The organism is Alteromonas sp. ABH4_454 (assembly GCF_056311775.1).
In genome coordinates this window covers 2,739,454-2,759,100 of record NZ_CM149972.1, presented here as the reverse complement: position 1 = coordinate 2,759,100, position 19,647 = coordinate 2,739,454, and the positions used below count along the sequence as shown (strand labels likewise).

Here is a 19,647-nt window from a genome sequence, read left to right as displayed (position 1 = left end):
CTTTTTTAGAAGCGATATGCAACTGAAAGTTTCGCATTACGCTCTTCGCCAGGCAAACCACCTAGGTACATAGCACTGCTGTAATAGTCAGTATTATCAAGGTTACGAATATTCAACTGTACGTCCCAGTCGTCTGATACATAACTAACTGCCGCATCCCAAACTGTGTATGAATCTACGAACGCGTAGTCAATGCCAAATGCAGAAGCTGAGATGGTACGCTCGTCTTCATAGGTTACACCAACGCTGAACTTAACTGGAGCAGGTAGCGCTTCAAAGCTATGGCTATAAGTTAGCCATGTGCTTGCGAACTTTTCAGCAATACCTTTGGTTTGTTCTTCATCAGTGCTCGATGCAAATGCACCGGGTTCAGTACGCGGCTCTTGGTAAGTACCGTTTGCATTAAGCGACCACTGCTCATTGATATCGAAGTTAATGTCTATTTCAACACCCGTAGTACGGTCTTGCTCGTCATAGTAAAACTCTGGAACATCAATGTTGTAAGACGGATCTTCAATATTATCTTCATACAGTGGGTTGGTGTATTGAAGGTTTGTACGCGCTGTATCAAATACAACTACCGAGCCAATGACCTGTTCGTTTAGGGCGGTAAAACGCACGCCTAAATCCCACGACTCTGATTCAGAGTCAGGTCGGTTGTTTTCTTCTGATAGAGAACCAAGTGTGCTGTATGCAGTGCGACCTTTTGAGTGGTTAATGAAAGTACTTAGACTGTCGCTATACATGTAGGTTAAGCCTAGGTTGTAGGTGAAACCATCATCGTTTGCATCGTACTCTGGGTTACCGTCGCTGAATTGGTTTTGATAGGTCTGTTTCACGCCACCATATGCACCGCCAATTCGCGCGGTAAAGTTATCATTCAGATACAGTACTTCTTGGAAGCTCACGCCCCAGCTAGATACCTCTTTGTCGTACTTGCTACGAAGCGCTGGATTATAGTCTTCGAATGTACCTGTGGGCCAATTCGGGTTACGAATATCTAAGATGTAAGGTACGGCATCGCTTCGTGTATCATCAGCATCCCAAATAGACCATTGCGTATATTCCACATCCATATTCTCGTAGTTAGCACTAAATAGATGCTCACCACGAATATCCCCTAACGACCAAGTATTGGTCAGGTCAATAAAGTATTGCCAAACACTTTCTTCTGCTTCAATTTTGCGGTATTCCTGTCGGCGCGCTGCATAAGGATATAATACGTCATCAATTACGAGTGGAGCGCGAGGCTCAAGATTTGTGGTGCCATTACGGTCAACATAGACATAGTTGTAAGCACTGGTCTGGCGAATGTACGAGGTCTCATAGGTACGGTATTGCAGTTGCTGAGTTAAAGACCAATCGTCGTTAATTACTAGGTCTTGGCGAAGCTTCACGCGGAACTCTTCACCTTCATTAGGACGTGAAATTGGTGAGATAAGGCTAGTATCGCCTAAATCAAAAGGCTGAACGCCATCGGTAGAAACTAGTGTTGCGGCTAATTGGTCGCGCTGTGCATCGGTTAGTTGTAGACCACCTGACTCTGCAGTATCGTTAACTAAGTCAGCGCCAGTTAAGCTACCTGCATCGGTATCAAACATGGTTAAGTCGATTAGACGAACCGGATGACCTACCGAATCAATTTGAACTGCGTCGTCAATATATGCCGCAGACAATAGGAACTGGTTATCACTTGATGCGACGTATTTAAGAGATGTGTAAAGCTCACTTCGCTCATCGCTAAGCCCACGATAGCCGTCAGACTGTTCACGGTTTGCTACAACGCGAAAAGCAAGGTCCTTATTAATTGCACCTGTTGCGTCAGCCATTATTGAATAGCTATCCCAACTACCTACAGAGGCTTTAACCTCATAGGCTTCTTGGAACTGCGGCTTCTTCTCAATAAGGTTGATAATACCACCCGCTTCGCCCATGCCGTATAGGCCAGTAGCTGGGCCCTTAAGCACTTCGATACTTTCAATATTAGTCATTGAGCGGGTTGGGTTATAGCTGTTGCCCAAGTCAGCACCAGCGTAAATGCCGTCAAAAGTGTAGTTAACACCAAGGCCGCGAATCGCTAAATTATCACCTACACCGTAGTTGTTACCGTCTTGGCTCAAACCACTAATGTTGCGAATACTTTCTTGCAGCGTATCAACCCCCTGCTCTCTTAATAAAGTACCGTCAACAACAACAATAGCCGCTGGCGTTTCCATTAGGCTCATATTCGATTTAGTGGCCGTACCCGACTCTAAAATAAGTCGATTGTGGCGACCGTAAACGGTAATGACGTCTAAGTTTTCTTCTGCACTCTGTGCTTGAGAGTCTACAGGTGTTTCAGCATCGTTTTCTTGCGCCAGTGCCGACGTGGCAGTAACTGTAGACGTTACTGATAAAAGAGAGAGAAGAATTGCATTAGCAACTTTACTTTTTTTGTGTGAAGTGTGGTTCATTTTCCGCCCAAATCTAAATGATAATAGTTATCGCTTTTAATGAGGGCGCGAATCTTAAGTGGGGAGGTTTAGTAAATCAATATAAAAATAGACTTTAGTTCAATTTTTCTTAAAAAATACTTAAATTCTGCACATTTTTACGCTTGGCTAACAAATTACTCATGATTTTCAAACAACTGGACAGTTTCTTAAGATAGTATAAGAGTTTCGGTTTTTTACTTTCGATTCATTGTTCGGCGCTGCAACAGGTACTTAGCAAGAACTTCGTAGCCATTTTGCCTAGCAAGCTGCTCTGGTGTATTGCCATCATAACCTTTCAAATCTAACCTAGCTCCTGCTTCCACCAATACTTTCGCTGCCTCTAAATGCCCATGCCACACTGCGTCATGAAGCGGTGTATACCCGTTGTTAGGACCTTGCGCGTTAAGCACTTCCTGAAAGCCAGGATATTGACTAAGTAACGTCAGCATGTCTGCTCGCCCAAAATATGCGGCTTTGTGTAAAGCAATTGCGGCCATGTAGGCGCCGGTAAGCGTTTGATCTGCGCCGTTATCTAGCAACAGCTTTGCTACTTTCAGGTAGCCTTTCATCGCTGCAAGCAGCAGCGCGCTATGAAAATCACTGCCTTGTTTCAATACGGGCGCAACCGCATTAACGTCATACCCTTTTTCCAGCAGCACTTTTATTTCAGCTACCATTTCTTCTTCAGACAGCGCTTGGTTAGCAACAGCCATATAAATGGTTGCTTTTTCTTGCGCTTGCTGCAGCGTTTTTGCTTCATGAGCCGCGAATAGCGCGTTAATGGTGGTAACGTCTTCATTCAACGCTTTATCGTTTGCTTTTGCACCGCTTCGATTAAACCCAAGGGCTGTAGAGCCTGCCGCTGAAATAACGGTGGTATCGATGTCGGGCAAACTTAATAAATATTCCACCGCGGGAATATTTCTGTGCCACACGGCCAATAGCAGTGGCGTTCCGCCCAGGCGTACTGACTGCAAGTTTACGAATGCTCCCTCTTTCACAAGCAGTTTAACAAGGTCTAAGTTTCTTCCTTGAACAGCCAGATGAAGCGGCGCTACCCCCATTAATCTATCGAGTCCGTTAACATCTGCGCCGCTGTCTATAAGTGCCTTAACACGCTGTATATCGTTATCCCACACTGCTTTGTGCAGCGGTGTTAGGTTCTGATTTATGTTGCTTTCAAACTTACTTGAATAGAGCGCCCCTATTGCTTCGTTTACCGCGGCTTCGCTAAACGAAGCGGTAATGCCCATGCTAGAGAGCACAATTAACGCCAGAGACTGACACGCTTTTCTTGTATTTGGGATAGGTTTATTCATTGTCTTGCCTAACTTTTTAAATGCTTTTTGTCTTGGTTTTAAATTCTGGTTTTGGGTTTTTAGCACGTTGTTAATCCCTACAAAGGACTAACAACGTAACTGTCGATGATTACTTTACCTTCGGTATCAATATGCACATGCCAGCGCTCTTTTACCTGTACCTCAACCGATTCCCCATTAAAGTCAGACGACTCAAATGTGTCAGCGCGAAGGTTAATTCGAAGGTCTACTATAAATCCATTGGGCTTCGCTGAATCAGCATCGGGTTTGATATCAATTTGATCTACACGGTGCTCACAGTTAGGTTTAAACGTCTTGCGTGCCCACGCGTACCAGTCGTTGAATCCAGCATGCCCTTGAAATCGTCCCTCTGGCGCTTGCCAGACAACCTCCTCGCTGAGATTCGATAGAAAAGCTTCACTTGACGCCGGCAATTGATCGAACTGCGCAAACCACGTCGTTACAAACTGTTTGATACGCAATTCTGGTGAGTTCATCAAAACATCAATTGCATCGGCTACCCGCTTACCATGTTGATCACCACGGGCCTGAACGTCTGAAAGCGTGTTGTAAACACCTTCAATGTACACCATGCGATGGCTGTAAATTGGCTTGTGGTACTGCATTTTTGCAAGATAAGCGAGCTGTTCTAGCGGGCGTAAAAACTCTTCCACACTGAAATGGTTATAGCCTAGCGGTCCATAAGACTCTTTTGGGCCACCTACCGAAATGGACAGTAAAAAGTGCTTATTCGCCAGCTTGTCCCCTTCAGGGCCAAACGCAAAATTATAAGTAAATACTTGGTCAACCCAGCGCTTAAGTAAAGCTGGTACAGAATACCAGTAGAAAGGAAACTGCAGCACAATTACCTCAGCTTCAAGCAGGGCTTTTTGCTCTGCCTCTACAGCAATTGGGTTGTTAGAATAAAGGGTGTCCAAACGTCTAACTTCAATGTCGTCTATGCGCTTAGTCAGGCTTTGCAAAATAGCGCTATTAGCATTGGACTGGTCTAAATTAGGATGGCCGGAGATAACTAATACTTTACTCATTACTTCTACCTTTGCGTGATAATTTTATGGTTAGTTCAAAGTGAACAGATAGAAGTTTATGCTTGAATGACCTTTAGTTTTAGATGATGATTAACTCAAAGATTATTAGTTTAAAACTAACAATTAGATTCTAGATATAATTTTGGGCTTGAAACCCTTCGACCAATTTGTCACTTAGACTTCAAGAGGCGCTATAAGTGAACGGCACCACATTTCAACAACTCATTGTTTTTCATGCTATTGCCGATGAAGGCAGTATTAGTGGCGCTGCTCGCCAGTTAGAAATGGCACCGCCGTCTGTAAGCCACGCGCTTAAATCTCTAGAAGCAAGTGTGGGCGTTCCTTTGTTCAATCGAACCACGCGTAGAGTTGAATTAACCGATGCGGGAAAGTTACTTAAGCAGCAAACTCATCATGCTATCGACACGTTAGATATTGCATTTGAAGAGGTCAACGCCCTTAGCTTTACCCCTAGGGGCACGGTTCGTATTACCACTCCCCGCTTCGCCTTCCAACAGCTTTTGGCGCCTTATTACCAAGAGTTTTGCGAGCGCTATCCAGACTTAAAGCTTGAGGTATCGATAAACGATGCAGCCGTAAATTTGATTACCGATGGGATGGATGTGGGTATTCGCTTTGGTGATAGGATAGAAGAAGGCATGGTGGCAAAGCGATTAACTAAAGCCACTAAAGAATGTTTGTTCTGCTCACCCCACTACGCTAAAAAGTATGGCCTTCCCTCGTCTATTGATAGCCTTCAGCAACACAAGCTCATTCAATATCGTTTTATTACCTCTAACAAACTTGCGCCACTTCATCTATGGCAAAACCAGCAATCTGTTAGTGTTTCAATGCCGATTGCCATGGTCGTTAACGATACAGATTTGATGATTGATGCTGCCAAAAAAGGCTTAGGTATTGGAAGAATTGTTGAACCTATGGTGGATGAATTATTTGGAACCGGCGAGCTTGTTCCTGTGCTTAAAGAGCATTGGTTTCCCTATTCAGGGCTGTTTATGTATTTTCAGCAGCATAGTCAAAAGGCCCAAAGAATTAGGGCCTTAATCGATTTTCTTGCAGAAAAACACGCAGTTTAACGATCAATTTAACTTCAGTCGTGTTTTCAAAAGTCATGAAGGCATTCCCCCAAGACAATTCGTGAAACAATACAGCATGTAGAATAAAGCTTATTTTGGACACTACCTACTCTATAACGCCCATGCTAAGACTTTATAGGTAACTGCCCTAAAACCGCTGCGCATGCCAATCCAATGGCAAACGTCATCGCCACACTGGTAAATGTGCCCAGAAGTACATATTCAGTTAGCTTCCTGTCCTGGTGTTTAGTGAGATCACCGAAACGGAAAATAGATTTAGCTGCAATAAGAAACCCTATAGCGGAAAACTGATTTAACAATACAAAAGTTAACATGAGTACACGTTCTAAGTAGCCAATACGCTGCCCTGCCAGCGACAAGGTTTGTTGTGCTTCAGTGGTTATCGTAGGCGGATCATTAGGATGGGCTGATGAGGGTTTGTTAGTTAAAACTTCACTGCTCCAAGGGGACAGCAGTTGCTTTATAATAATTGAGCTGGGTTTAAGCACGGCTAAATAAGCAAGAAGCACCGCTAAATGCTGTGCACCTAGTATCTTTAGTAACGCTAGTGCGCTGTGCCATTGGTTTGTGGCATATAAAAATACGCCCAAGATCACAACCACATGGGCAAGTTGATCAATGACAAACGCGGTCGTATTTTGGGAGCAATAAGACTTAATCACGTCAATTTTAAAATGGGAAACCGCTATTACAAGCGTAGCAATGCCTATTGTAGCCATGCTGTCGATGCCGGATAAAAACACAAGTGCGATAAAGGCGAGTGCACCATGTAATAGTGCATGTAAATACAAAGGTAACGCCAGCGCGTGTCGCTCGTTTCTTTGTTTTACCCATGAATAGGGTTGAAAATAAAAGTCGGCAAGCAAGTGTGCAAGTAGTAACCCCACCAATAGTTCAGGCTGAGCAAAATCAGGGGCGGCGTTAACGATAGCGCCTTTTGATGTTTCAGCTATCATTTAACGCTCCAGTTAAGGCGGTAATCTTTTAAGGTTTTCCACTGCACGTTATGCTTCCTTGTTGTTTTATTCTACTTCAATAGCTATATGTCTTATTACTGAATGTTTTAGTGCTTACTTGTTTTGTTGTTTAGTTTTTTCTCGAGTCTTCGTTATTGGGCGGCAATAGCGTGCTTCATATATTCAAGGTATTCAGCAACAAGCTTGTAATTACTCGCGTTAAGAATTCGACTCACATTGCTTCTATTTTTTTCAAGTAATGCCGCTATATTCTCATGACTTTTATCCGAGGCTTCAAGGTAGGCCAGTAAGGTTTCTGATTGGGTTTGTGTTAAGCCGCTTACATGAGTATCTGCAAAGCGTGTTAGTAACTGAGTTTTGCTTTCTAGCTCGGTATTGCTACTAGAAAAAGTAACGTAATTGGGTTTAATCGAATCAAGCCCCCGCCCTGATAAAACAAAGGCTTCACCCGTGCCTGTTTTCACTTCTCTAGGACGAAAATGTGCTTCACCCACTGCTACGCTTATTCTTACATCAACGCTTGGCATGCGTGCTTTTAGCGCTAAACGTAAACCTAATGCAATGTGCATACTGTACTGGGGTTGGTTCACCGCCAGCTGAAATGCGTCGCCGCGATAAATGTCAAAATGGCCGTCATACTGCTTAGCGTAACTCGACAGGTGCTGTTTTAGCGCAGTGAGGATATCTCTGAAGTCTTCTTCAGAATAAGACTGAGAGTTTGTAATATCGCCGGTCAGCACGCCAGCATAACTCTTTTGTTTATTATTTATTGCGTTGTTTTTGTTCGTGTTCACTTTGCGCCGCCGTGATCTTTCTTTATTACAAGAAACGCTTCAACTTGTTATCACTATGACACGCCTAATCATCAAATTCAAAAACAATCACACTTTAAAATGTGATTAAAAATAATCACAAATGGAAATGTGACTAATTTATACAACTTTTGTGTAAGAAGATAAGCTTGCTGGGTAGCTAAACTATGGGTGCAGGTGCTTCACGCTTACATTTGTGCGCGACGGCGCAATTAAAACGTTGCGCAATTTCTACCTGAATTTTTGGCGCGATAAAGCGCTGAATCAACATCTTCGATAAATGAGGTAGCATTATAGTGTTCTCTTTCTACACCCTTCTTTTTTGTTGATTGACGGCTATTAAAACAAGCCATACCAATACTGACCGTAAGGACGCCCTTAATTTTTGATTTTTCATGAGCTATTGAGAGCTGTGATACATTGCGAAGAATTCTAGCGGCAATACATTCTAAGGCGTCACTATCTGTGCTCGGCAGGATAATAGCAAACTCTTCCCCACCGTAGCGCGCTACTAAATCGTCGTTACCCAAACAACTGTTAGAAAGCGTCTCTGCTACTCTTTTCAGTACGTTGTCGCCAGCAACGTGCCCGTAGTAGTCGTTATATTGTTTAAAATAATCCACGTCTATCAACAATAAACTAATAGGAATATCAGCTTCTTTACAGCGCACGATATCGGATTTTATCGTTGCATCAAATAAGCGCCTATTCGCAAGCCCCGTTAATCCGTCGATATTTGCTAAGCGTTCTAACTGCTTATTCGCTTCAAGAAGCTCAATTTGCATTTTTTGTAACGCTTTTCGGTTGTGCAAATTTTGAAGTGTATTACCAAGCATTTCACCTATACGACGCAAATACTCAATATCGAACGCTTTCCATGAATAAGGGGCGCCGATAATATCGCACCCGATAAAACCATACATTTTTCCGTCAACCATAATACGTGAGCAAAGAAGAGAGTAGATTCGCTGCTCTTCAAAACTAGCTTTTTCCAAAGACGCGGACTCTGGAAGCGCTGAAACATCATCGACCTTAAACAACCCATTAGAAATATGGCTCATAAAAAACGGCATGGAATCAGTTGGAATATTTTGCAGCTCACTGATGTAGGGAATAACTCCCGCCGCAACCCACTCATGGGTATTTGACATTAATTCGCCATCGTCGCTGAATTCAAACAAGTAACATCGATCTACGTCGCAAAACGCGCCGAATGCGGCGAGTGCTTGATCGATAATACTATCAAGCTCGCTAACGTTGGCATTGATTAACTTGGAAGAGAAATTAGTAAGAAGCTGGTTAAAAGTAATATGCTGATTAATTTTTGAGTCTTTTTGTCCAAGATCTAGAAGCGCTGTCATATCGGTTTTGATATTAAGAACAACCCAATTGTCCGTAGTGGTAGAAACAATATTGCCATCAACAAAACAATTCATGGTTCTAGAGCTTGTTTGAAGTCGAAAGAAATCGTTGACCTCCACGCCAGATTCGATAAGAGAGAAAGGGTCATCTCCTACTGACACTTCTTCTTTCGAATTTTGGTCAAAGAACGTAAATAAACGACTTTCCGATTTCTGTAAGTCGATTATTCCAAAACATTTTTCAAAATACTGGCTAGCATAAATATCAGAACTACCCGCACATTTAAACAATATGCTTGATGGTATTTGGCGAAAAAAAGATATGACTTCGTCTTTATTCAAGGTCTTTCCCGATAGTAAATGCACTTTAAAAATAGCAGCACTTCAGCAACTGTAAAACGTTGCATAGCCAGAAAGTGTGAAAAACTTAACAAATAGTTTATTAAACTTATTTAAGGTGTGCGCGTAACTAAATAGGAAGATAGGCACTGCAAAAAGGACTAAGCGTAAATAATGACCGACTCGATAGTTGAGCTGTTAGATGAAATGTATGATGAGGAAAGCGAAAAGACGTCACTAGGTAAAATTGTCGAACGCTTTGAAGGTCGTGGTTTTGGGCCCCTCCTCTTAGTGCCTGCACTCATTGCTTTGCTCCCTACTGGCGCCATTCCAGGCGTACCCACATTATGTGGTTTAACGCTATTTTTTATTTGTATACAAGCTGCTGTGGGCAAGAAAAGCCCATGGCTACCAGAGGCGCTTACCAAAAAAGAGGTAAGCTCGGATAAATTGGAAAGCGCCATAGATACTGCTAAACCTTACGCTAAAAAGTTCGAAAAGCTACTTAAACCCCGTATCACATTTTTATCAGATAAGCCGGTAAAGAATATTATCGCTGGATATTGTGCGCTTGCAGCACTTTGCATGATCCCGTTAGAAGCACTTCCTTTTGCCGTTGCCCTTCCTGCTTTCGCCCTTTGTATTACTGCTTTAGGAATGACTAACCGCGATGGTGTGTTTTTGTCTATTGGCATTTTGCTGCAGCTAGGTACTGGGTATTTAGTTATGCAAGCGCTCAGCGTGATGTAATTAGCCCTACTTCTTCTACTCGCTTTTCAATTAAACTTCCTAACGGAAAATTTCTCCTATCAAAGAGGGAACTCACAAATACTGACCTTGTATTTATTACCCACTTTTTTTCGCCATTCTTCTTTTTTTAAAACCGTTATTTACGTACTATTCTTTTCTTATAAAGCCTGTACTTTAGTACAGGCACTTTACTCCATGTATTTGAAACAAGTACTTAGTGAGACATAACTACATAAGAAAATATGGGCTGTAAAAATCTATGAAGAGAATGTTAGCGGTATCTCTTGCGTTATTTTCGTTTGCTACATTTGCTGAAAACTGTGTATTTAGCTGCCCTATTGGCTTAGGCGGGCAAACTATCACTCGCTCTATTTATACGTTAAACAACAATCCGCAAACAAAGTTTGCCAACTGGGTGGCTTATCACGTAACGCCTGACACCATCGACGGTCCTTCGCGAAGCAGAAACTGGAAAGCTGACCCTGAACTTGACGATGAGAGTACGCTGGAACCTAACGATTACAAAGGTGCATGGCGAAATATAGGCACAGATAGAGGGCATCAAGTCCCCCTAGCCTCTTTTAGCAACTCACCAGACTGGCGTGAGCTCAACTATCTTTCAAACATTACCCCACAAGACTCCGACTTAAATCAGGGTCCATGGGTTAAATTAGAAAATGCTGTGCGCAGCCTTGTGAGAACAGGGCAAGATGTTTATGTGGTTTCAGGCCCACTTTACGAAACGTTTTTCGCTGCGTTGCCCGGTGCCGATGAGCTGCATAGTATCCCTAGCGGTTACTTTAAAGTTGTCGTAAGTGAAGTTGACGGTTTGGTGGAAGCCTCTGCGTTTATCATGCAGCAAAACGCCTCTCGCCGCGATGATTACTGCGCAACGCAAGTTACCATTGATGAAGTAGAATCGAGAACCGGGTTAGATATTATGCCAGTTTTACCCGATGAAAGTGAGGAAACCATTGAAGGAAGGCTCGGCAAGCTAGCTATGCGACTTGGCTGTAGCTAAGCCTTTCTTGGGCATAAAAACGTATAGCCATCATCAATCGACAACTTTTTTTTGCTAACTAATTGCTTTTAAAAGGTTGCAGTAGCAAGGCGCGAATTGAAGCATTTTCTTTTATCGCAGGTACATCCTGTTGACCTATGGAAAGTGTTTCGTCGCTTTGCTTCGCTCTAGGGGTAAAGCTTTTAAAAAGCCTGTCCCACCAAGATACACTAAAGCCATAGTTAGAATTTGATTCTGCCTTTGCTTGGCTATGATGTATACGATGCAAACGCTGGGTAATGAGCACCCAGCCCACTCTGTCATCCCACTTTTGCGGCAATCGAATGTTCGCGTGGTTAAATAGCGCAAACCCGTTAAGCGCCACTTCAAAAACAACAATAGCAATGGCTGGTATGCCTAGTATCGCTACTGCCAAAGCTTTTACGCCTAGGCTAATAGCAATTTCCACGGGGTGAAATCTAAGACCTGTAGTGGTATCGACATGGCTGTCGGCGTGATGCATTTTGTGAAAACGCCATAAAAGTGGCACCGTATGAAACAATCGGTGCTGCCAGTAAATAAGCATATCCAGCAGCAGTACACTTACTACCACTATACCAACAAATAGAGCGTTGCCGTTTTGAGTATTATTCGTTGGTTCTGGGGACGACAAAGTACTGTCGGCTTGACCTGACGCTAGGTTAAACAGTCCAACGCCCTCTTGCTGAGCCCATATCGACACGCCTACTAAGGTTGCAGGAAGTAAAACTCTCGATACAAGTGCGCCCATTACCACCATGGAAAGGTTTCCTATCCAGCGTGTTTTTCTATCTAGTACAGCACTACGCGCTGGAAACATGGCTTCCAGTACTGCCATAAAGGCAAAGATACCAAGAAATACACTTAGGCGAATAACAGACGCATTATCCACTACAGCTCTCTTTTCGATTCAATTTCATGTTTACTTCCTAACGGCTAATTACGCTTTGCACATAGAAAAGGCGCAGTTGTGCTGCCTACCCCTTATCAGTTTTAACGCCCTAAATCTTATCATGTGTCGAACACTGTCTTTGTTCTACTTCTACTTTATTTAAGGTGCTAAACCCACCCGCAATTCGAGTGACCACCGTTACGGCACAAGCAGCGGCAAAAATATATGCTAGTACAGCAAAATGTTCAGGCCAGATGCAAAAAGCAAGAAACACAAGAATCGTTTCTGTGCCCTCGGTTAACCCCTGCATATAGTAAAAGCTCTTGTTAGCGAACTGGGGTCTGTCGATATGAAATTTTTCAGCTGCAATGGCAAAAGCCAAAAAGCTACTGCCCGTACCGATAAATGTGGCAAGTAGCACCATTGCTGGTATGCCCCAGCTGTTAGGGTCAGCAATACCAAATGCTAACGGAATAGATGCATAAAACAAAAAGTCTAGGCATATATCAAGAAACCCACCTGCACTGCTGCTACTTTGTTGATAGCGTGCTAACTCACCGTCAATACCATCAAATACCCTGTTAAGTATAATGCAGCTAAGTGCCATTCCCCACCAGTTAAGAATAATAAAGGGGACGGCAAGAATACCCAAAACAAAGCCTGCCACGGTAACTTGATTCGGGCTGATGCCTTTTGCATTCAGTGATGTGAGCAAAGGCTTTAATAGCGGTTTAATAAAGGGGGTAATTTTCGCATCTAGCATGGTAATAACTCTATTATTTGACCGCCGGCAGCAAGGGCGTCCTCTTTGTCGTGTGTTACAAGTACCGCAGGAATATTTCGCGCTTTAAGCTGCTTAAATGTCCAGCTTCGAATTTGCTCACGAAGGGCGAAATCTAGCTTACTAAATGGCTCATCTAACAATACGACGTCAGGTTGCGAAGCGAGCGTTCTTAGTAGAGAAACACGGGATTGCTGCCCGCCTGATAATGAAGTGACTGCACGCTCCCCTATGCCTGCTAAGTCGACAGCGCTAAGCATTTCTTCGATAGCCTCAATTTTTGCTTTTCGATTTGTGTGACTGTCTTTAGGCATGGCAAAGGCAATATTTTCTACAACCGTCATGTGCTCAAATAACAAGGCATCTTGAAACATAATGCCTACTTTACGTAAATGAGCGGCTTTGTCGTTTACCACGGCCCCATTAATTTTAATGATACCGCTAAAACTAAACGGCCCATGAAGTTGGCCGGTAATTGCCTGCAGCAAAGTAGACTTTCCGGCGCCACTTGGCCCCATTACCGTTAAAATTTCTCCGTCTTTCACACATACATTCACTTTTAATAGTGTGTTTTGTGCATGAGAAACCACTAGGTTTTCTAAACTAAGCGCCATGTAATACTGCTCTACTCTTTTTTTCTGAAGTACGTACTTTACTGCCTTGCTTAACTAACATGGCGGGTAAATACCACGCCATCACAAAGCCCACTAAAGGCATAATCGCTTGGATAATAACGAATACCGCCGTTAAGCGCGTACTGCTTCCCGACACTGAAGCCACGGCTTCTGTAGTAATAGTGGCAATAGTGCCCCCGGAGGCCAATAACGTAGGTAAGTACTGGCTGAAGCTAATAGCAAGCCCCAGCGCCCACGCCACCATAATGGCTGAAAACAGGGATGGTAATTTAATATGGAAGAACACTTGCCAAGGCGTTTTGCCTAGGCTTTGTGCAACCATTGCGTAGCGAATATCGAATTTGCGATAGGCTACCGCCATAGACAAAAACACGTAGGGCACCACATAAACCATATGAGCAATATAAGTATGAAACCAAACAGCGTCTTGCAGCACAGACTGCTGGAACCAAACCAGTCCATATAAAAAAGCCACACCTGGGACCAATAACGGCAAAAATAACGAGATAGAAAACGCCCTTTCAGCATTTTTACCTGCGGGTTTAAGCAGCTCACTTTCCAGTGTAAATAGTACTAACCCCAATGCTGAAGTACTTACCAATATTCCAAGTAATAAACTATTAGAAAGTGGCGTCGCAAGGGTTTCAAGTGCTGTTCGCCAATGTAATAGCGTGGCACCTTCTGGCAATAAATCAGGGTAGTACCACTGCTTAGCGATTGAGTACATAAGTACCGAATAAACCACCGCGCCAATCAAAGCAATGTATAGCGCTACAGCACTATAAGCGGCGCCTTGCACAAGCCTATCAAAAAATCCCCTGTTCCCTTTTGCAAGCCTTTTCCTTCCCACATATATCACTACACGCTCGACACCTAACAGCAGAAGTAACGCCAAACCACTAACGGCAACCTGAAGCACGGCTGCACTGCTTGCCAATAGGCGCATAGATAAATCGATATGATTAAACCAATGCATAATGGCAACGGCCAAAGTGCTGGGGTTATTCCCCCCTAATATAAGTGGAATTTCCACGTTAGAGGTGGCAAAGACCAACACTGCTAATATAGGTAATCTGATTTGTGTGAAGACAGTGGGCATCACAAGCTTAAAAAAGATTGCCACGGGGGAATAGCCAAGTGCCGTGCCCACTTTGATATAGCCAGAAAGCTTACTTTTCACTAATGGCTGCGACATTACGCTTAACGCCATTAAGAGAATGAACGGTAGCTCTTTTAAACTTAACGCCAGCAGTACGCTTAGCCCCGCAGGATCATAGGGAAAAAAAGTGTCGTATGGGAAAAAAGCGTCGCTACTACCAGGAATAACCGTATTGGTTCCTAGCGCTGTTATTCGCGCAAATATGCCTGACGGGCTGAATACAAATAGCAAGGCAATGGCTGCTGCGGCGTGTGGAAAAACAAGAAACGGACTTAATAAACCTTGAATTTTGTTTAGCCAATTCGATTGATAAAATGAAGCTAGTAATAAAAACGCGCCAGCTACCGCCAGCAATGTTGACCCCACCCCGGTAAAAAGTGAAAGCCACACCATCTGCCAAATATCATCAAGAGCAAATAGCGTTCTAAAAACGTCTAGTGAAAAGCTGTTTGCGCCTATTGCAGGAAAATAGCCTAACGCAGGAAATGCCACGCCAACTAGACCGGCTAAAACAGGAATGCACAGTAAAAGTAATAAGCACCAGCGTGCAACACGTGTAAATTGAGCGAACATCAGTAGCGCGCTCCGTAGCGTTCGTACCATGCCTCACGCAGCGCATCGGTCCAGCTTGCATGAGGTTCAGCCAACAACATAATTGATTGAGACTTATCCAGCGCTGATGGGTGAATATTACTTTCAACAAACAGTGCTTGGTCTGGCGCTGAAAGGCTTTCAATATCAAGCACCGTGTCGTCGCCCCACACTTCTACCTTCTGTTTTTTAGCTTGTGCCTGTGGAGAGAGCAGGAAGTTAACCACCGTTTTGGCCACCGCTTTGTTTTTTGAATTATAAGTAAGGCCTACAAAGTGAACGTTTGCCAGGCTACCGTCTTGCATAACATAAGTACGAACATCGCCAGGTAAATCGAAACGCGTTACCGCCGAAGGAATTTCTGAAGCGGTAAAAGAGAAAGCCATTGAAAGCTCACCTGTACCCACCAAACGTTGTAATTGGGAGGCTTGACGTAACATGTGCTTACCCTGTTGCCACATAGTAGGATGCAGCGCATCAAGATACGTCCACAAACTCGGTAAAACCGCATTGAGCGATTCATCATTCGCTGGCTGATAAAAAAGGCTTAACTTATCTTTATTAAGTGCAAGCGCTGCATACTTAATAAAACTAATACCTAAATAATCGCTCGGTACTGGATAGGTAAACCTACCTGGGGATTTTTGGCTAAATCGTAGAAGCTCTTCAATGGTTTTCGGCGCCATAAGCCCTAGCGTATTTAAGTGTGCGCTACGGTAGTAAAAAACCATAGACGCTTTGCCCCAAGGCGCCTCCATTCCTAATGTTGGCTCACCGAAGTCTGTTGTTACAGCGGGGTTTTGATCTGGGTTAGTTAGGCTAAAATTGTCAAGTTCTCCGACCCACGAAGTACTTAGCAGGTCGTGCTTTTTCATCGCAGCGAAATTTTCGCCGTTTATCCATATAAGGTCTACACTCCCGTTTTTGTGGTTTCCTGCCGCCTTTTCTGCAAGCACTCGAGAAACTGCATCACTGGTGTCGGCCAGCTTCACATGTTGTAGTTCTATGTTAAAACGTGATTTAACTTGCTCGGCTACCCACTGAAGGTAGCCATTGACCTGGGCGCTACCACCCCAGGCATGAAATCGAACAAGAGGCGGTTTTTCGCTGGCTGCTTCATCGCTGGTTTGGCCCAACGCAGGCTGGGCTACAACAAATACGGAAAATATAACCATGCAGGCAAAAAAGAATACCTGCATGGGGGTAAACAAGGGTCTATTTGTACTTAACTGTCCCGCAGCTTGCCACCCTGAATTCATTTGGGAAGCATTCAGAGCTCTAGCGTTAGCGCTACTGTGCCGCATTAAGCGCCCAGTCATAGTTTAGGTATTCGATATTTGCAGTGTCATTTTTTAACGCAGAAACTTGTGTTTCAGTTAATTGCATTGCGTCTTTATACAGCAAGATAAACTCGTTGAGCGTCGAAGTATCACGCCACTCGCCGGTTTTACCTTCAAAATCCTCACTGTACCAATCAAATATTTTTGATAGATACAGTGTGCCTTCGGTCATTTTATTTCGAGAGGCGTCAGCCAAAAATCGCTTAGTTTGTGCCTCTAACTGCGAATCTAGTTTGTCTGCTGTGTATGCTTCTTCACGAAGCGCTGGGCAACCTACGCTGGCGCAATTCACCGCAAAATGTATGCGAGGCTCGTTATAGTTTTTTGTAGTTTGGTTTTTACCGCGAATAAGTTCGTGTTCAATTTCATCTAACGTACGGGTTTCACCAAGCAGCGGGGCTATCTCTTTTTTCCAAGGCGAAGAAAAGAAACCGCCCAAATCTCGAATGGAGTCAATAGCTGGGTACTCAGTTAAAATAAGTTCGATGGTGTAGGCGTTGTATGCGTTAATAAGAAAAGCGAGCTGTTTGTCCTTATTCCATGAATCGAATGTACTTTGCTCAACCTTAGCCAATCGCGCTAAATACTCGTTAAGCCTAGTTTGCTCTTTTTTAAAGCCATCGTAATTAACCTGTGTACTTGCGCCATTTGAAATCGGCGTTACATACTTACTTAATAAATTATCGAACGTGCTATGTAGGCCTTCTTCAGCGCTAGCATAGAAACTTACGCTTGCAGCAAACAGCGCTACGCTGCCTACTGCTACACCACGTAACACTTTACTACTACGTGATAAACGGGCGACTTTACACATGAAAGACGATTGAGTAGTTTTCACTTCTATTACCCTCTGCGCCATGTGTGGAATTTCTCAACGTAGCTTAAAAGTTTTTCAGGAGCATTAGCGCGCTTCCAGTTCCCCGCTGCGTATTTCGCACCTTCTGCCCATGTCGGGTAGGCGTGAATAGTCCCAAGAATTTTGTTTAACCCTAGATCGTGTTTCATGGCAATAACAAACTCAGACAGCAAATCACCAGCGTGCTCAGAAACAATAGTAACACCCAATATTTTGTCTTTACCCGGCGGCGTAAGCACCTTAATGAAACCCTTACGTGCACTCTCGGCTACCGCACGATCGAGCTCTGCAAATTCGTAGCGCGTTACTTCTACATCAATCTCTTGTTCTGCGGCATCTCGCTCACTAAGACCTACCCTCGCCACTTCAGGGTCGATAAAGGTTGTCCAAGGAATAACGCGATAATCTACTTTAAACTTCTTAAATGTGCCGAACAGTGCGTTAACCGCTGCATACCACGCCTGATGCGAGGCTACGTGGGTAAACTGATAGGGCCCTACCACATCACCTGCTGCAAAGATGTTTGGCATAAGGGTTTGCAAGTATTCATCGGTTTCTATGGTTCTATCGAACTGTATCCCCAAATCTTCAAGACCAAACCCATTAAGGCGTGCTTTTCGACCAACAGCCACAATCACCTCGTCATAAGCGATAGTAGACTCGACACCTTCTTTGGCTACCACTAATACTTTTTCACCATCTTTCGTTTCAAAGCGCAGTGCGTCATGAGATGTCAAAACATTCACTCCGCTTTCACGAAGCACGGATTCAGAATATTCAGCTACGTCAGCATCTTCCTTACCCATTAAACGGGGTGCACGTTCAACTTGCGTAACCTCACTACCCAAGCGAGCAAAGGCCTGCGCTAGCTCACAGCCAATAGGCCCACCACCCAACACTATTAAGCGCTTTGGCGCTTCTTCAAGGTCAGCAAATTTAGACCATAAGGTATCAGAAGTGACATAACCGCTTTGTTCAATACCAGGCAGGTCTGGAACAAAAGGCGCTGCTCCCGTGGCAACAACAATGTTTTTAGTAGTTAGCGTTTGCGTGCCGCCATCATTCTTTTTAATTTCCACCGTCCAGGGGTCAATGATCTTCGCATAGCCTTTCACTACATCCACACCTAAACTGGTGTAACGCTCTACACTGTCGTTGGGCGCGATAGCCGCAATGACTTCATGCACACGGGCCATCACTTTTTTAAACGACATCGCTGGTGTTACCGGCTCTAAACCATAGTTATCGGCATGGCGCATTTGGTTTGCTACTTTCGCCGTTTTTATAATGGCTTTACTGGGTACACAGCCGTAATTAAGACAATCGCCGCCCATTTCACCGGCTTCTACTAGCGTGACTTTTGCTTTCACCGCTGCGGCGATATAGCTGGTAACTAACCCACCTGCACCGGCGCCGATGACTACTAGATTACGGTCAAATTTCTTTGGTTTCTTGTAGCCTTTATAGACGCGGCGGCGATTCACTATTGCCACAATGCCTTTAGCTATCCACGGAAATATACCCAGCAGAACAAATGAAAAGATAAGTCCAGGCGATACGATGCCTGACAGGCTGTCAATTTGCGCAAGCTGCGTCCCTGCGTTTACATAAACAGCGGTGCCAGCAAGCATGCCTATCTGGCTTACCCAGTAAAATGTCCAGGTTTTAAGTGACGTCAGCCCCATTAACAGGTTGATTAAAAAGAACGGAAATACCGGTACTAAACGCAGCGTAAACAAGTAAAACGCACCTTGTTTTTCTACGCCCTCATCTATCTTTTTAAGCTTTTCTTTAAACTTGTTGCGTACGGTATCTCTTAAAATGAAGCGCGCGACTAAAAAAGCTAACGTAGCACCCACACTTGATGCGAACGACACTATAACTAAGCCCTGAGCAAGCCCAAACAGTGCGCCTGCAGCTAAGGTTAAAATTGCTGCACCTGGCAGCGACAGTGCGGTAACCGCCACGTAGATTGCGAAGAACACGCCAATGCTTAATACCGGGTTTTCTTCTATTTGCGCTTGAAACGTTCCCAGTGAGTCCTTCATGCCTTGAAGGGTTAGATAGCTATTCAAATCAAAATAGAAAAAGCTAAATATAGCGGCGACGATAACCCCTAAAAGCGCTATTTTCTTAAACATAAAAGTCCTTAGCG

The 19,647-nt window shown here is 43.9% G+C and carries 16 protein-coding genes; 3 read left to right on the top strand and 13 right to left on the bottom strand.

Features of this window, described 5'->3' with window-relative positions; translation table 11 throughout:
* Nucleotides 1-5: 5 nt before the first annotated feature.
* The 3 genes from ACYX4W_RS12005 to ACYX4W_RS11995 form a co-directional block, all read right to left on the bottom strand.
* Nucleotides 6-2,453: a TonB-dependent receptor gene (locus ACYX4W_RS12005; RefSeq protein WP_476073347.1), complete on the bottom strand. Its 2,448-nt coding sequence runs from the start codon at nucleotides 2,451-2,453 to the stop codon at nucleotides 6-8.
* A 215-nt stretch (nucleotides 2,454-2,668) separates the two neighbouring features.
* Entirely contained in the window at nucleotides 2,669-3,793 is a 1,125-nt protein-coding gene (locus ACYX4W_RS12000) for an ankyrin repeat domain-containing protein (protein ID WP_476073346.1), read from the bottom strand.
* A gap of 77 nt (nucleotides 3,794-3,870) precedes the next feature.
* Nucleotides 3,871-4,842: an NAD(P)H-dependent oxidoreductase gene (locus tag ACYX4W_RS11995; RefSeq protein WP_476073345.1), complete on the bottom strand. Its 972-nt coding sequence runs from the start codon at nucleotides 4,840-4,842 to the stop codon at nucleotides 3,871-3,873.
* A 197-nt stretch (nucleotides 4,843-5,039) separates the two neighbouring features.
* Here ACYX4W_RS11995 and ACYX4W_RS11990 point away from each other — a divergent pair, with 197 nt between their 5' ends.
* Entirely contained in the window at nucleotides 5,040-5,939 is a 900-nt protein-coding gene (locus tag ACYX4W_RS11990) for a LysR family transcriptional regulator (protein WP_476073344.1), read from the top strand.
* Between the two features lie 125 nt (nucleotides 5,940-6,064).
* Here ACYX4W_RS11990 and ACYX4W_RS11985 read toward each other — a convergent pair whose 3' ends face one another.
* The 3 genes from ACYX4W_RS11985 to ACYX4W_RS11975 all read right to left on the bottom strand — a co-directional run bounded on the left by ACYX4W_RS11985 (nucleotide 6,065) and on the right by ACYX4W_RS11975 (nucleotide 9,452).
* Nucleotides 6,065-6,916, bottom strand: a complete 852-nt coding sequence (locus ACYX4W_RS11985; protein ID WP_476073343.1) for a DUF3307 domain-containing protein — start codon at nucleotides 6,914-6,916, stop codon at nucleotides 6,065-6,067.
* A 152-nt stretch (nucleotides 6,917-7,068) separates the two neighbouring features.
* Complete coding sequence (locus ACYX4W_RS11980; RefSeq protein ID WP_476073342.1) at nucleotides 7,069-7,731, bottom strand: hypothetical protein; 663 nt, start codon at nucleotides 7,729-7,731, stop codon at nucleotides 7,069-7,071.
* 230 nt (nucleotides 7,732-7,961) lie between these two features.
* Nucleotides 7,962-9,452 (bottom strand): sensor domain-containing diguanylate cyclase, encoded by a 1,491-nt coding sequence (locus tag ACYX4W_RS11975; protein ID WP_476073341.1) that lies wholly within the window; start codon nucleotides 9,450-9,452, stop codon nucleotides 7,962-7,964.
* A 171-nt stretch (nucleotides 9,453-9,623) separates the two neighbouring features.
* Here ACYX4W_RS11975 and ACYX4W_RS11970 point away from each other — a divergent pair, with 171 nt between their 5' ends.
* Nucleotides 9,624-10,199: an exopolysaccharide biosynthesis protein gene (locus ACYX4W_RS11970; RefSeq protein ID WP_476073340.1), complete on the top strand. Its 576-nt coding sequence runs from the start codon at nucleotides 9,624-9,626 to the stop codon at nucleotides 10,197-10,199.
* 259 nt (nucleotides 10,200-10,458) lie between these two features.
* Nucleotides 10,459-11,220 (top strand): DNA/RNA non-specific endonuclease, encoded by a 762-nt coding sequence (locus ACYX4W_RS11965; protein ID WP_476073339.1) that lies wholly within the window; start codon nucleotides 10,459-10,461, stop codon nucleotides 11,218-11,220.
* Nucleotides 11,221-11,278: 58 nt separating this feature from the next.
* On the opposite strand, the gene ACYX4W_RS11960 is transcribed toward ACYX4W_RS11965, so the two are convergent.
* The 7 genes from ACYX4W_RS11960 to ACYX4W_RS11930 form a co-directional block, all read right to left on the bottom strand.
* Nucleotides 11,279-12,130, bottom strand: coding sequence for a sterol desaturase family protein (locus tag ACYX4W_RS11960; protein ID WP_476073338.1), 852 nt, complete (start codon nucleotides 12,128-12,130; stop codon nucleotides 11,279-11,281).
* Between the two features lie 109 nt (nucleotides 12,131-12,239).
* On the bottom strand, nucleotides 12,240-12,893 hold the full coding sequence (locus tag ACYX4W_RS11955; RefSeq protein WP_476073337.1) for a CDP-alcohol phosphatidyltransferase family protein: 654 nt from the start codon (nucleotides 12,891-12,893) through the stop codon (nucleotides 12,240-12,242).
* Entirely contained in the window at nucleotides 12,887-13,525 is a 639-nt protein-coding gene (locus ACYX4W_RS11950; RefSeq protein WP_476073336.1) for an ATP-binding cassette domain-containing protein, read from the bottom strand. Before ACYX4W_RS11950 ends, ACYX4W_RS11955 begins: the two co-directional genes overlap by 7 nt.
* Nucleotides 13,515-15,278, bottom strand: coding sequence for an ABC transporter permease (locus tag ACYX4W_RS11945; protein WP_476073335.1), 1,764 nt, complete (start codon nucleotides 15,276-15,278; stop codon nucleotides 13,515-13,517). The genes ACYX4W_RS11950 and ACYX4W_RS11945 overlap by 11 nt, the downstream gene beginning before the upstream one ends.
* A complete protein-coding gene (locus tag ACYX4W_RS11940; protein WP_476073334.1) occupies nucleotides 15,278-16,555 on the bottom strand; it encodes an ABC transporter substrate-binding protein in 1,278 nt (425 codons plus the stop codon). Before ACYX4W_RS11940 ends, ACYX4W_RS11945 begins: the two co-directional genes overlap by 1 nt.
* 31 nt (nucleotides 16,556-16,586) lie before the next feature.
* Nucleotides 16,587-17,450, bottom strand: a complete 864-nt coding sequence (locus tag ACYX4W_RS11935; protein WP_476075469.1) for a DUF547 domain-containing protein — start codon at nucleotides 17,448-17,450, stop codon at nucleotides 16,587-16,589.
* Between the two features lie 29 nt (nucleotides 17,451-17,479).
* Nucleotides 17,480-19,633, bottom strand: coding sequence for an FAD-dependent oxidoreductase (locus ACYX4W_RS11930; RefSeq protein WP_476073333.1), 2,154 nt, complete (start codon nucleotides 19,631-19,633; stop codon nucleotides 17,480-17,482).
* Nucleotides 19,634-19,647: the final 14 nt, after the last annotated feature.

Excerpts from the sequence above, each read along its gene's own strand:
- ACYX4W_RS12005 (WP_476073347.1), bottom strand. The coding sequence starts at position 2,453 with ATGAACCACACTTCACACAAAAAAAGTAAAGTTGCTAATGCAATTCTT.
- ACYX4W_RS12000 (WP_476073346.1), bottom strand. The coding sequence starts at position 3,793 with ATGAATAAACCTATCCCAAATACAAGAAAAGCGTGTCAGTCTCTGGCG.
- ACYX4W_RS11995 (WP_476073345.1), bottom strand. The coding sequence starts at position 4,842 with ATGAGTAAAGTATTAGTTATCTCCGGCCATCCTAATTTAGACCAGTCC.
- ACYX4W_RS11985 (WP_476073343.1), bottom strand. The coding sequence starts at position 6,916 with ATGATAGCTGAAACATCAAAAGGCGCTATCGTTAACGCCGCCCCTGAT.
- ACYX4W_RS11970 (WP_476073340.1), top strand. The coding sequence starts at position 9,624 with ATGACCGACTCGATAGTTGAGCTGTTAGATGAAATGTATGATGAGGAA.
- ACYX4W_RS11965 (WP_476073339.1), top strand. The coding sequence starts at position 10,459 with ATGAAGAGAATGTTAGCGGTATCTCTTGCGTTATTTTCGTTTGCTACA.
- ACYX4W_RS11955 (WP_476073337.1), bottom strand. The coding sequence starts at position 12,893 with ATGCTAGATGCGAAAATTACCCCCTTTATTAAACCGCTATTAAAGCCT.
- ACYX4W_RS11950 (WP_476073336.1), bottom strand. The coding sequence starts at position 13,525 with ATGGCGCTTAGTTTAGAAAACCTAGTGGTTTCTCATGCACAAAACACA.
- ACYX4W_RS11945 (WP_476073335.1), bottom strand. The coding sequence starts at position 15,278 with ATGTTCGCTCAATTTACACGTGTTGCACGCTGGTGCTTATTACTTTTA.
- ACYX4W_RS11940 (WP_476073334.1), bottom strand. The coding sequence starts at position 16,555 with ATGAATTCAGGGTGGCAAGCTGCGGGACAGTTAAGTACAAATAGACCC.
- ACYX4W_RS11935 (WP_476075469.1), bottom strand. The coding sequence starts at position 17,450 with ATGTGTAAAGTCGCCCGTTTATCACGTAGTAGTAAAGTGTTACGTGGT.
- ACYX4W_RS11930 (WP_476073333.1), bottom strand. The coding sequence starts at position 19,633 with ATGTTTAAGAAAATAGCGCTTTTAGGGGTTATCGTCGCCGCTATATTT.